The organism is Methylocystis sp. (assembly GCF_051061285.1).
GTDB lineage: Bacteria > Pseudomonadota > Alphaproteobacteria > Rhizobiales > Beijerinckiaceae > Methylocystis.
In genome coordinates this window covers 13,474-25,658 of sequence record NZ_JBPFEA010000028.1, presented here as the reverse complement: position 1 = coordinate 25,658, position 12,185 = coordinate 13,474, and the positions used below count along the sequence as shown (strand labels likewise).

The 12,185-nt window shown below is 64.8% G+C and carries 16 protein-coding genes and 1 pseudogene; 16 read left to right on the top strand and 1 reads right to left on the bottom strand.

Annotated elements, in window-relative coordinates; genetic code table 11:
* Positions 1–100: 100 nt before the first annotated feature.
* The 13 genes and pseudogenes from ACR65T_RS09560 to ACR65T_RS09500 form a co-directional block, all read left to right on the top strand.
* Positions 101–613 (top strand): annotated as a pseudogene (locus tag ACR65T_RS09560) (phage portal protein); the annotation flags it as partial.
* Complete coding sequence (locus ACR65T_RS09555; protein ID WP_434496257.1) at positions 576–764, top strand: hypothetical protein; 189 nt, start codon at positions 576–578, stop codon at positions 762–764. The pseudogene ACR65T_RS09560 and the gene ACR65T_RS09555, both read left to right, overlap by 38 nt.
* On the top strand, positions 761–937 hold the full coding sequence (locus ACR65T_RS09550) for a histidine kinase (RefSeq protein WP_434496256.1): 177 nt from the start codon (positions 761–763) through the stop codon (positions 935–937). Before ACR65T_RS09555 ends, ACR65T_RS09550 begins: the two co-directional genes overlap by 4 nt.
* On the top strand, positions 937–1,548 hold the full coding sequence (locus ACR65T_RS09545; protein ID WP_434496255.1) for an HK97 family phage prohead protease: 612 nt from the start codon (positions 937–939) through the stop codon (positions 1,546–1,548). The genes ACR65T_RS09550 and ACR65T_RS09545 overlap by 1 nt, the downstream gene beginning before the upstream one ends.
* Positions 1,549–1,704: 156 nt before the next feature.
* Entirely contained in the window at positions 1,705–2,931 is a 1,227-nt protein-coding gene (locus tag ACR65T_RS09540) for a phage major capsid protein (RefSeq protein ID WP_434496254.1), read from the top strand.
* Positions 2,932–3,001: 70 nt separating this feature from the next.
* Positions 3,002–3,577 carry a head-tail connector protein gene (locus ACR65T_RS09535; RefSeq protein WP_434496253.1) on the top strand — a complete coding sequence of 192 codons (576 nt, stop codon included), beginning with the start codon at positions 3,002–3,004 and terminating at the stop codon, positions 3,575–3,577.
* Positions 3,574–3,900 carry a phage head closure protein gene (locus ACR65T_RS09530; RefSeq protein ID WP_434496252.1) on the top strand — a complete coding sequence of 109 codons (327 nt, stop codon included), beginning with the start codon at positions 3,574–3,576 and terminating at the stop codon, positions 3,898–3,900. Before ACR65T_RS09535 ends, ACR65T_RS09530 begins: the two co-directional genes overlap by 4 nt.
* A gap of 10 nt (positions 3,901–3,910) precedes the next feature.
* On the top strand, positions 3,911–4,318 hold the full coding sequence (locus ACR65T_RS09525; protein ID WP_434496251.1) for a DUF3168 domain-containing protein: 408 nt from the start codon (positions 3,911–3,913) through the stop codon (positions 4,316–4,318).
* A 12-nt stretch (positions 4,319–4,330) separates the two neighbouring features.
* Positions 4,331–4,738 (top strand): phage major tail protein, TP901-1 family, encoded by a 408-nt coding sequence (locus ACR65T_RS09520; protein ID WP_123177718.1) that lies wholly within the window; start codon positions 4,331–4,333, stop codon positions 4,736–4,738.
* A 161-nt stretch (positions 4,739–4,899) separates the two neighbouring features.
* Positions 4,900–5,256 (top strand): gene transfer agent family protein, encoded by a 357-nt coding sequence (locus ACR65T_RS09515; RefSeq protein ID WP_434496355.1) that lies wholly within the window; start codon positions 4,900–4,902, stop codon positions 5,254–5,256.
* Positions 5,253–5,492 (top strand): rcc01693 family protein, encoded by a 240-nt coding sequence (locus tag ACR65T_RS09510; RefSeq protein WP_434496354.1) that lies wholly within the window; start codon positions 5,253–5,255, stop codon positions 5,490–5,492. The genes ACR65T_RS09515 and ACR65T_RS09510 overlap by 4 nt, the downstream gene beginning before the upstream one ends.
* Positions 5,489–6,082, top strand: coding sequence for a phage tail tape measure protein (locus ACR65T_RS09505; RefSeq protein WP_434496250.1), 594 nt, complete (start codon positions 5,489–5,491; stop codon positions 6,080–6,082). Before ACR65T_RS09510 ends, ACR65T_RS09505 begins: the two co-directional genes overlap by 4 nt.
* 15 nt (positions 6,083–6,097) lie before the next feature.
* The gene (locus tag ACR65T_RS09500; RefSeq protein WP_434496249.1) at positions 6,098–6,736 is read left to right on the top strand and encodes a phage distal tail protein, Rcc01695 family; all 639 of its coding nucleotides are present in this window, start codon (positions 6,098–6,100) and stop codon (positions 6,734–6,736) included.
* On the opposite strand, the gene ACR65T_RS09495 is transcribed toward ACR65T_RS09500, so the two are convergent.
* A complete protein-coding gene (locus ACR65T_RS09495) occupies positions 6,733–6,954 on the bottom strand; it encodes a hypothetical protein (protein ID WP_434496360.1) in 222 nt (73 codons plus the stop codon). The two genes, ACR65T_RS09500 and ACR65T_RS09495, sit on opposite strands and share 4 nt — an antisense overlap.
* Between ACR65T_RS09495 and ACR65T_RS09490 the strand changes: the two genes are divergently transcribed.
* From ACR65T_RS09490 to ACR65T_RS09480, 3 genes are all read left to right on the top strand, one after another.
* The gene (locus tag ACR65T_RS09490) at positions 6,862–7,731 is read left to right on the top strand and encodes a DUF2163 domain-containing protein (protein ID WP_434496353.1); all 870 of its coding nucleotides are present in this window, start codon (positions 6,862–6,864) and stop codon (positions 7,729–7,731) included. The two genes, ACR65T_RS09495 and ACR65T_RS09490, sit on opposite strands and share 93 nt — an antisense overlap.
* Positions 7,728–8,159, top strand: a complete 432-nt coding sequence (locus tag ACR65T_RS09485; RefSeq protein ID WP_434496248.1) for an NlpC/P60 family protein — start codon at positions 7,728–7,730, stop codon at positions 8,157–8,159. Before ACR65T_RS09490 ends, ACR65T_RS09485 begins: the two co-directional genes overlap by 4 nt.
* 147 nt (positions 8,160–8,306) lie before the next feature.
* Entirely contained in the window at positions 8,307–12,182 is a 3,876-nt protein-coding gene (locus tag ACR65T_RS09480) for a baseplate multidomain protein megatron (protein ID WP_434496247.1), read from the top strand.
* Positions 12,183–12,185 lie beyond the last annotated feature (3 nt).

The window sequence follows — 12,185 nt, the reverse complement described above, 5'->3', positions numbered from 1 at the left end:
GCTTTGGAAGAGAGCGAGCGAGGCTTCGTCGGCGAGAGACGGAGTTCTCGAAGCATACTAGCTCGTTGCATCGATTGGCTTAGCCGATCTTTAGGCGAGTAACGCCGCGAGCTTCTGGAATAAGGCGCTGCTCGATAATTCCGCGCGGCCTTCCGGCGCCCTCGTCTATGCGGGGCCGGAAGGCGCGCATCTGACCGACGAGCAATTCTCTCGGCTAAAAGAAGAGCTGGAGGAGAATTTCTCAGGCGCGACAAACGCCGGAAGGCCGCTGCTGCTCGAAGGCGGCCTCGACTGGAAGGCGCTGTCGCTGTCGCCAAAGGACATGGATTTTGCCGAGTCGAAGGCGGGCGCCGCGCGCGAAATTGCGCTCGCCTTCGGCGTGCCGCCGCTGCTGCTGGGTCGGCCCCGCGACAACACCTTCAGCAATTACACTGAAGCCAATCGCGCCTTCTGGCGCCAGACTGTTCTGCCGCTCGTTGCGCGCGTGCAGAAGAGCTTTCAGGCCTGGCTGCAGCCGGGCTTCGCGTCGGGAATGACGCGACACATGTGCCTCCTGCCCGAGAAATCCGACCGACATGTCCGACATTCTGAACGCCATCTTGGAGCGCGGCGATCTCGCGCATCTCGCGCTGTTTCTGTGGGCCTGCGCCGCCACCGCGCAAGCCTATCTCGCCATGCGGGAACTCGGCGAGGCGACGCGCCGGCTTGACGCATTCGTGCGCGAACTCGCGCGCTTCAACCGCCGTTGCAGGAGCGATCAATGAGTCAGAACAATTGGCTACCGCATTTCTTCAAGCGTCCGCGCGCGCGCCATGCGCGCAGGCGGGACGATCCTTCCGCCGTGTTCAAGACCTTCGTCGAATTGCTCGCGCAATTGCGCGCCGAGGCCCGCGCGGCAAGCCATCCGCCGATCAACGTCCAGGCGGAGAAGAGCTGATGACGGCGCTGCAAAAAACGACGCCGAGCGCGGGCGCGCCGGAAATCAAGCGCGCCAAGTCGCCGTTGCTTCAGGCGAATGACGCCGGCGCCTTCTCGGGCTACGCCAGCCTCTTCGGCGTCGTTGATTCCGGCGGCGACATGGTGATGACCGGCGCCTTCGCGCGCTCGCTCATCAAGCGCGGCGCGGGGGGCGTGAAAATGCTGTGGCAGCATCAGGCGGCCGAGCCGATCGGGATGTGGTCCTCGATCGTCGAAGATTCGCGCGGCCTCAAAGTTGAAGGCCGCCTCGATTTGTCGGTGGCGCGGGCGCGCGAAGCCCTGTCGCTGATGCGCAAGGGCGCGATCGACGGCCTCTCTATCGGCTTTCGCACGCGGCGCGCCACGACCGACAAATCCAGCGGCGTGCGCCGTCTGCATGAGATCGACCTTTGGGAGATTTCCATCGTCACCTTTCCGATGCTGCCGCAAGCGCGCGTCGGGGCGGTGAAGCAAAGTCGCAGTGGCGCGTCACACATGGAGGCGCTCGGTGCGAAGCTCTCGCGCCTGAAAGCGCAACGCGCCGCGCTTGAATTCGCGCAGGCGCTGCGGCGCGCCGCCGCACGCTGCTGACCGACGCAGAAGAGAACAATCGCATTGATTCCCGCCTTGCCGTCGGGCGCAAATGTACTCTCGAGACGGCTTTCCCAAGCACGCGGACTTCATCCTGGCGGCTCCAGCCGCGGGGGCGTTTTTCCACGCGCCGGCGCCAAACATGAGGCTCTATATATGTCAGCAGTTGAAACGAAATCCTCCGGCGACGATATTCTCGCCGATCTCAATCGCGCCTTCAGCGCCTTCAAGGAGACGAACGACGAGCGTTTGACGCAGCTCGAGAGCCGCCTCGGCGCCGACGTCGTGACCGAAGAGAAGCTCGCGCGCATCGACCACGCGCTCGACGACACGAAGAGCCGGCTCGATCGCCTGGCGCTGGAAATGTCGCGGCCGCGTATTGGCGGCAAGCTTGTCGACGACCACAGCGGGCGCGAGCACAAGAGCGCCTTCAATCACTACATGCGCTCCGGCGAAGCGAGCGGCCTCAAAGCGCTCGAAGCCAAGGCGCTGTCGCGCGGCTCGGGCCCTGACGGCGGCTATCTCGTGCCGCTTCCAACCGAGCGGGAAGTTCTGCGAAGACTCGCGAAGTTCTCGCCGATCCGCGCCATCTCCAGCGTGCGCGAAATCTCCGGCGCGTCGCTGCGCCGCGCCTTTTCAACGACAGGACCCGCGGCCGGCTGGGTCGCCGAGGCCGATCCGCGCCCGCAGACCAATAATCAGCAGCTCGCCGACATGACCTTCCCGGCGATGGAGCTCTACGCCATGCCGGCGGCGACGCAGGCGCTGCTCGACGACGCCGTCGTGGACATCGAGCAATGGATCGCCGAGGAGGTGCAAACCGCCTTCGCCGAACAGGAAGGCGCGGCCTTCGTCAGCGGCGACGGCGTGAATAAGCCGAAGGGCGTTCTCTCCTATACGACGGTTGCGGACGCGAGCTGGACCTGGGGCAATGTCGGCTATGTGCTGACGGGCGCCGCCGGCGCTTTCGCGGCGAGCGATCCTTCTGACGCCTTGGTCAATCTCGTTTACGCGCTGCGCGCCGGCTTCCGCCAGAACGGCAAATTCGTCATGGGGCGGCGCGCGCAGTCGCTCGTGCGTCAGTTCAAGACGACCACCGGCGATTACATCTGGGCGCCGCCCGCAACCGCCGACGCCGGCGCCTCGCTGATGAACTTCCCCGTCGTTGAAGCGGAAGACATGCCGGACCCCGCCGCGAATTCACTCTCCATCGCCTTCGGCGATTTTGAGCGCGGCTATGTGGTGGTGGACCGCGTCGGCATTCGCGTGCTGCGTGATCCCTACTCCGCCAAGCCCTATGTGCTCTTCTACACGACGAAGCGGGTCGGCGGCGGCGTGCAGAATTTCGAGGCGATCAAGCTGTTGAAATTCGCCGCATCCTAAGCAGCTCGCCCCGTTGAGGCCGCGACGCGAAACGTCGCGGCCTTCCGCTCACCCCAACCTAGGAAGCGCGATGCGACCGATGCTCATCGGCGCGCCGGCGATCGAGCCCGTCTCGCTCGCCGACGCAAAATCATGGCTGCGCGAAGACGGCGTCGAAGAGGATGAATTGATCCAGGCGCTGATCGTCGCCGCGCGCATGACGCTCGAGGCCTATACAAGGCGCTTCTTCGTCACGCAAAGCTGGCGCTTGGTTTTCGACTGCTGGCCCCCTTCGGTTGCCTCGAACGCGACGCTCCACATTCCCTTCGCGCCATTTCAGTCGGTGACGGCGATCCGCGTGTTCGACGCAAGCGACGCGCCGCAGACGCTCAATGCTGCGACCTATCGCGCGCCAAACTCGACCGAAGGCGGCCGCATCAACTTCGCATCGGCGCCACCGGCGCCTGGACGCGCGAGCGACGGAATCGAGATCGACTTCGATGTCGGCTATGGCGCGCTCGCGAGCGACGCGCCGCAGCCGGTGCGCCAAGCGATTTTGACGCTCGTCGCGCATTGGCGTGAACACCGCGGCGATAGCGGCGACGACGCTCTGCCCAAAGCGGTCGCGCAACTCGCGGCGCCGTTTCGGCGGAAGCGGCTGCTGTGAGCGGCCTCCCCATCGGCGCGCTGCGCCATCGCGTGATGCTCGAGGCGCCCATCGACGCGCCTGATGGCGCCGGCGGATTTTCGCGCAGCTTTACGCCGGTCGCGAGCCTTTGGGCGCGCATCGCGCCTTCCGGAGCCCGCGAGGACTTCGTCGAGCAACGCGCCGAGCAGGCGACAACTCTCGTCGCGACGATCCGCTGGCGTGGCGATGTCTCAAAGGACATGCGCTTTGTCTATCGCGGTCGCAAGCTTCGCATCCAATCGGTTCTCGATCCCGATGAGCGTCGGCGATTTTTGATCTGCGCGTGCGAAGAGATCACTTAAAGGACGGGCCATGAGCGTTTCACCCATCATCGCGCTGCGCAAGGCGATCCGCGCCTATCTGCTCGCGGATGCAGGATTCGCCGCCGCGCTCGGCGAGAAGCTTCACGATGAGGCGCCGCGCGGAGCCGAACCGCCCTATGCGCTTTTTGGCGAAGCGCAGCTGCGCGACTGGTCCGCCGATCTCTCGCCGGGCGCGGAGCAGCTCTTTACGATCAGCGTCACGTCGACGATGCGAGGTCTGAGCGAGGCGCTCGAACTGGCGCAGCGCATTGCCGATCTTCTCGATGAGGCGGCGCTTAATCTTCAGGATCATCGGCTGGTCGACTTGCGCTTCCTCTCCATGGAGACGCGTCGCGAGCAGAACGGCCGCTTCGCGCGGGTCAATCTGCGCTTTCGCGCCACGACCGAATATCTTTAACGGAGCTCAATGATGGCCGCCCAGAAAGGCAAGGATCTGCTCTTGAAAATTCATGACGGCGCGAGCTTCGTCACGGTGGCTGGCTTGCGCACGCGGCGCCTCGCGCTGAATGCCGACACGGTTGACGTGACCGACGCCGAGTCGAGCGGCCGCTGGCGCGAATTGCTGGACGGCGGCGGACTGAGGCGCGCGAGCGTCTCCGGAACTGGCGTGTTCAAAGACCAGTCGTCGGATGCGCTCCTGCGCCAGACCTTCTTCGACGGGCTGCTGCGCGAGTGGCAGATTGTTATTCCCGACTTCGGCGTGCTCTCGGGCCTGTTCCAGATCGCCAATCTCGATTACCGCGGCGAATATGCCGCCGAAGTGACCTTCGACATTTCGCTCGAATCGGCGGGCGCGCTCGCCTTCGCGGCGTTGTGAGGTTTGAACGGCTCAACTGTCATTCCCGACGCGCGAAGCGCGATCGGGACTCCAGGGACAAAATCAAACATGCTTGTTGCGACTCTGGATTCCCGGTCAGGCCTTCGGCCTGCCGGGAATGACGATTCCAGATGGACCAGCGCATTTTAGGTGAGGGCGCAATGGCGAACGGCAAGCGCGGCGAAATCGACGCGATGATCGACGGCAAGAGTTACACGCTCTGCCTGACGCTCGGCGCGCTCGCCGAACTCGAAAGCGGCTTTGGCGCCAGCGACCTTGTCGCGCTCGCGAGCCGCTTTGAGGAACGACGGCTTTCCGCACGCGACTTACTGCGCATCATCGGCTGCGGGCTGCGCGGCGCGGGCAACGACATAACCGACGACGACGTCGCGAGAATGAAAGTTTCGGGGGGACTTGCAGGCTATGTGCGCATCGCGGCCGATCTTCTCGCCGCGACCTTCGGCGATGCGCCGGAGCGGAGCGCCGACGCAAACCCTCCGATGCCGCAGGACGCCTGAGGCAAACGGAAGAAGCGGCGTGCGGCGCCTCCCATCGCACGCCCTTTCCGTTCGCGCGCGCCATGGCCTTCGGGCTCGGCGTCCTGCGGCTCCCGTCGCGCGATTTCTGGTCGATGACGCCGCGCGAACTTTTTTGCGCGGCGGAGGGCGTTTACGGCTTAGCGCCGAGCGCGCCGTCGCGCGCGGCGCTTGAAGACATGATGCGCCAATTTCCCGATTCCCAAGGATCGACATGACGACAACTTTCGACCCCTTCCCGGACCCGTTCAGCGCGCCGGGCGCGAATGAGCCCGTCGCGACAACTAACCTGCAAGCGACGAAACTTCTGCTCGATCAGATCACCGTCTCTGCAGGAAATGTCACGAAGACGCTTCACCTGGGCTTCGGCTCGGCGGCGGCAAGCGGCCGCAGCTTCAATGACGTGCTCTCGACGATCGCACAATCGCTGACGCGCATGGCCTTGCGCACGGGAACCAAGGCGCTGGCCGAAGGACTGGTGAGCGGATTGAGCGGCATGTTTTCCGGCGCCTTCGGCGGCGCCGGGACCGTTGCGCCTTTTGCGGACGGCGGGGTCGTCGCAAGTCCAACCTATTTTGCGAGCGGCGGCGCGATGGGCCTGATGGGCGAGCGCGGCGCCGAGGCGATCATGCCGCTCGCGCGCGGCGCCGATGGCCGGCTCGGCGTCGTCGCGCAAGGCGCCGGCGCGCGTCCGGTTGCGGTCACAGTCAACATCGCTGCGCAGGATATCGAAAGCTTCCGTCGTTCGGAGGCGCAAATCACGGGCGCCCTGGCGCGGGCTGTCGCGCGCGGCCAGCGCAATCTCTAAGCGGGCGCAGCCGGCATGAGCGATTTTCACGAGATCCGCTTTCCGCTTGATGTTTCGCTGGGCGGGCGCGGCGGACCGGAGCGGCGTACAGAGATCGTGACGCTCGGCTCCAATCGCGAGGCGCGCAACGCCCGCTGGGCGCATTCGCGGCGCCGCTATGAGGCCGGCTATGGCGTCAAGAGTCTCAAGCAGCTTTCGCAGATCATCGAGTTCTTCGAGGAGCGGCGCGGCCGGCTTTATGGCTTTCGTTGGCGAGATCGCGCCGATTGCGCCTCCTGCGCGCCGGGCGCGACTGCGAGCCCAATGGATCAAACAGTAGGAATAGGAGACGGCGCGCGCGCTGCATTTCAGCTTGTGAAGACGTACGGAGGCGCCTTTTCCGCTTATGCGCGCGACATCGTGAAGCCCGTCGCTGGAACAGTGCGGGTCGCCGCCGATGGCGTCGAGAAATTCGCGCTGGATGTGAGCGTCGACGTCACGACGGGAATCGTGACCTTCGCGCCAGGCGCCATTCCCTCGGCCGGAGCGGTCGTCACGGCTGGCTTTCTCTTCGACGTGCCTGTGCGCTTCGATACGGATTTTCTGGAAATCGACATGCACGCCTTCGAGGCCGGGGCGATTCCAAATATTCCGATCGTCGAAATCGTTCCCTAGCCGTCGAAGAAGCGCGAAGCGAAGCCATTCAGCGTCGTCTGACTCATGCTGAATCGCCGCAACACTTCGCGGTTCGCAATGACGTTGAAAATTGGAAGACAATGATGCTCTCGCTCTCTCCTTCGATGCAGGCGAAGCTCGATCAGCGCGCCACTACCTTCTGCCATTGTTGGCGCGTTGCGCGCAACGATGCGACAGCGATGGGCTTTACTGATCATGATCGCGATCTGACGTTCAATGGCGTGACCTTTCGCGCAAATACCGGGCTTTCCGCTTCGCAGCTCGAATCGAGCGTCGGCTTTGCGCCGGGAACGGGCGAAGCCGCCGGCGCGTTGAGCGACGAGAGCCTCACCGAGGCGGATCTGCTGAATGGCCTCTATGACGGCGCCTCGGTCGAGACGTGGCTCGTCGACTGGACGAATGTGACTGATCGCGCTTTGCTGGATATTGCGACAATCGGCGAGATACGCCGCGGCGAGATGGCGTTCGCCGCAGAGCTGCGCTCGAGCGCGCACCTTTTCGATCAGCAGCAGGGCCGCGCCTTTCAACGCAGTTGTTCGGCTGATCTCGGCGACGCGCGCTGCGGGTTCAATGTTTTGGCGCCCGGCTTTCACGCGACGAGCCTCATCGCCGCCTTCGTCGGCGGCGCAATCGACATGGATCTTTCCGAAACATTCGACAGCGGCTTCTTTGCAGGCGGCGCGCTCACCTTCACAAGCGGCGCGAATGAGAATGCCCGGTTCACGATCAAATCGCATTGGCAGGCTAATTTTCGCGCGAGCGTCACGCTGTGGACGCCGCCGGGCGGCGCCATCCTCGCCGGCGACGCCGTTCTCCTGACAGCCGGCTGCGATAAGTCGCCGACATCCTGTCGCTTGAAGTTCGACAATATCGTCAACTTCCGCGGTTTCCCGCATATGCCGGGCAATGACCGCGTCATCGCCTATCCGAGCGCGCTTGCGCCGGCGATGGACGGCGGGAGTTTTTTTAGATGACCCGCGCCGACATTGTCGCGGCGGCGCGGCGCTGGCGTGGCACGCCTTACGTGCATCAAGCCTCGCTCATCCATGTCGGCTGCGACTGCCTCGGGCTCGTGCGCGGCGTCTGGCGCGACATCATCGGCGACGAGCCGGAGTCGGCGCCCGCATATGCGCCCGATTGGGCCGAAGCGTTGAGCGCCGAGACATTGCTTGACGCCGCCCATCGGCATTTCAGAGTGGTGGCTTTAAGCGATTTTCGTGAAGGCGACGTTCTGCTGTTTCGCTTTCGTGAACATCTCCCGGCGAAACATCTCGGCATCGCAGTATCGACGACGCATATGATTCACGCCCATGCCGGCGCCTGCGTCGCGCAGGTCGCGATTGGCCCGCATTGGCGCAAGAAGCTCGTCGCCGCCTTCGCCTTTCCGAACGTTGTGGATTGAAGACGCCGCACGTCTGTCATTCGCGACGCGCGATCGGCGCGCGATCGGGAATCCAGGACAAAACCCGACATTCCTGAAGCTGCTGTGGATTCCCGATCAGGCCTTCGGCCTGTCGGGAATGACATTGCGAGGCTCTCCGAGACCCTCATGGCTACTCTTGTTCTGCAGACGATCGGCTCAGTCGCCGGCGGCGCGATCGGCGGACCTATTGGTTCCTCTATCGGCGGCGCGCTCGGCGGCTTCGGCGGCTCCTTCGTCGACGCAGCGCTGCAACCGCATGCATCGCCCCGCTATTCGATCGGTCCGCGGCTGAAATCGATGGACGGGATCACTTCAACCGAAGGCGCCGGCGTGCCGCGAATCTATGGCCGCGCGCGCCTCGGTGGACAGATGATCTGGGCGACGCGTTTTCTCGAACGCGTCAATGTGTCTTTTACGCAGACACAGCATCAGGGTAAAGGCGGCGGCGGCGGCTTCAATATTCAGTTCACCTATGCCTATTCGGCGAATTTCGCGATCGGGCTATGCGAAGGGCCTGTCGCTTTCGTGCGACGCATCTGGGCTGACGGGTCAGAGCTCGACATGACGACGCTGCCGATTCGTATCTATGCCGGGACTGAAGATCAGGAGCCAGATCCGCTAATCGTCGCCAAAGAAGGGGCGGAGAACGCGCCCGCCTATCGCGGCCTCGCCTATGTTGTTTTCGAGGATCTCGCGCTGGCCGCATTCGGCAATCGCATTCCGCAATTCACCTTCGAAGTCGTGAAGCCCGTCGAGGGACTCGGCGCGATGATCCGGGCCGTCGACCTCATTCCCGGCGCGACGGAGGCCGGCTATCACCCTGCCCTCAAGCTCAATTTCTACTCGCCCGGCGCCACGGCGGCGGAAAATCGCCATCAGCTCACCGCGGCGACGGATTGGACCGCGTCGATCGACGCCCTGCAGGCGCTTTGCCCGAATCTCGAAAGCGTCGCGCTGGTCGTCGCCTGGTTCGGCGACGATCTTCGCGCTGAACATTGCACGATCGCGCCGCGCGTCGACGCGACATTCAAGACCATCGGTCAGTTCAACTTCATTCTCGGCGGCTTCTGGCCGCCCGACTGGTCGGTCGCCGGGCTGACGCGTTCGACCGCGCGGCTCGTGTCGCAAATCGACGGACGCTCGGCCTATGGCGGAACGCCCAGCGACGCGTCGGTGACGGCCGCTATCGCAGACCTCAAGGCGCGCGGCCTCGCGGTGACCTTCTATCCCTTCGTGATGATGGACGTGCCGCCGGGCAATGCGCTGCCCAATCCTTACACAGGCGCCGTCGAACAGCCGGCGTTCCCCTGGCGCGGACGCGTCACATGCGATCCCGCGCCGGGTCGGCCGGGTTCACCTGACGCAACCGCGACTGCTGCGGCGCAGCTCAACGCATTCTTTTTGCGCTATCGCGGCTTCATTCTGCATTACGCCAATATTTGCGTCGCGGCTGGCGGCGTCGACGCCTTCCTCATCGGCTCCGAACTGATCGGCTTGACGCGCGTGCGCTCGGCGCCGGGCGCATATCCCGCCGTCGGCGCGCTGATGACGCTCGCCGCGGAAGCGAAAGCGATCCTCGGCCCGCAAACAAAAATCTCCTACGCCGCCGACTGGACGGAATATGGCGCGCATGTTCCTGCAAGCGGCGAAGCGCGCTTTCCGCTCGATCCGCTGTGGGCGTCAAGCGCCGTCGATTTCGTCGGCGTCGACGTCTATTGGCCGCTCTCCGACTGGCGCGACGGCGACGCGCATCTCGACGCGCAGGACGCGGCGAGCATTTATGATCTCGACTATCTCGAGTCTCGCATCGCTTCGGGCGAGGCCTATGACTCGCATTACGCCGACGCCGATGCGCGCCTGGCGCAAGATCGCACCCCAATCAGCGACGGACTCGGCAAGCCTTGGATCTTCCGCCAGAAGGATTTTCTGTCGTGGTGGTCGCAACCGCATTACGAGCGCGTCGGCGGCGCTGAGCAGGCGGCGCCGACGGCATGGGTCCCGCAGTCGAAGCCGATCTGGATTGTCGAGACGGGATGTCCCGCGGTCGACCGCGGCGCCAATGCGCCGAACGTCTTTCCAGACCCGCGCTCGAGCGATGGCGGCCTGCCGTATTTCTCGCGCAACGGCCGCGACGATCTCATGCAGGCGCGATTCATCGAGGCGATGATCGCGCATTTCGATCCGGCGGCGCCCGGCGGCGAGGCGCGCAACCCGACGTCCAGCCTCTACGCCGGGCCAATGGTTGATCCGGCGCGCCTGCACATATGGTGCTGGGACGCGCGCCCCTTTCCGGCCTTTCCGACGCAAGCGGATGCGTGGAGCGACGCCGCCAATTGGGAAACCGGCCATTGGTTGAACGGACGACTCGAAGGCGCGCCGCTCGACCGCCTGCTGCCGGCGCTCGCCGGCGCCGTCTCTGCGCCTGAAGTTGTCACGCAGCGGCCAAACGTCGGCGGATTTCTCGATGGCTATGTGCTGGAGCGGCCGATGTCGCCGCGCGAGGCGATCGATCCACTTGCCGCGCTTTACGGCATCGACGTCGTGGCAAGCGCGGGCGCCTTGCGCTTCGTCGATCGGCGCGGGAAGCCGGTGTGCGAAATTGACGAAGACGATCTCGTCTCCGGCAAAACCGCGTCGCTGGTGACGCTGGCGCGGGCGCAGGAAAGCGAACTTCCGCAGGAGATCTCGCTTTCCTTCTGCGATTCCGAAAACGACTTTCAAATGGCGCGAGTCTCATCCCGCAGACTCGAGGGCCGCTCGGCGCGCCAGAGTGAAGCGCAAGCCGCGGTGATGACGCATCGGGCCAATGCGCAGTCGCTTGCGGAGAGCTGGCTTCAGGACGTGTGGATCGGACGCGAAACCGCGGAGTTTGCGCTGCGGCCTGGCCTTCTCGCCTTGCAGCCCGGCGATCTGGTGCGGCTCGGCGCAGCGGGCGGCGGCCGGTTGTTTCAAATTCAACGCATCACGGACGGCGCCGCGCGGCAAGTGAGCGCGCGCGCGGCGGACGCTTCCGTCTATGACGCGGCCGCGCCGCTGCTCGGACGCACGAATGTCGTTTCGCCGAAGATGGTCGGACCGCCGAGAGTCGAAATTCTCGACCTCGCGCTCTGGCGCGACGAACAGGCGCTCTCCTATGTCGCCGCCTTCGCCGATCCCTGGCCCGGGCCGCTCGCAATCTGGAGGATGACGTTCGAGGGCGGCTATGAGCAGATCGCGATCCTGGACAAGCGCGCGACCATCGGCGAGACGCTCGACGTCCTGCGCGCCGGTCCGGTCGGACGTTTCGATAATGGCGGCGGCGTCACTATCAGAATCGGCGCCGGACACCTCTCGTCGGTGGGCGATCTCGCCGCGCTCGCGGGGCGCTCGGCGATGGCGATCCGCGTCGACGGCGACTGGGAGATTTTCGCTTTCGCGCACGCCGAACTTATCGGCGAACAGACATATCGTCTGTCAAGGCTCATTCGCGGACTCGGCGGCGAAGAACATCTCGCCAAGCGCGATGCGCCGGCCGGCTCAACTGTTGTGCTGCTCGATGACGCGATCGCGCCGCTGGCGCGCAAGGTCGCCGAGATTGGCGCGCCGATGACCTATCGCATCGGTCCGGCGGATCGCGACTATGCGGAGCCGGTTTTCGTTCAGCCGACCGTCGCCGCGACAAACAAGGCGTTGTGTCCCTACGCGCCGACGAAGGCGCGCGCCCGGCGCACGCCGGCCGGCGTCGTCATCGATTTCGTGCGGCGCGGACGCATCGACTCCGACGCCTGGGAGGCGCTCGACATCCCGCTCGGCGAGGCGAGCGAATCCTACGAAGCCGATATCTCGCTGCCGGCGAGCGGAAAGCGCACGCTCACCGCCGCCGCAGCGCCGATCCTCTATCCCGCCGCCGACGAACTCGGCGATTTCGGCGCGCCGCAAAGCGAACTGACGCTTTCACTTTATCAGATGAGCGCGACGGCTGGACGGGGTTTCCCGCTGACGGCGACGCTCCCCGTCCAATAGGAA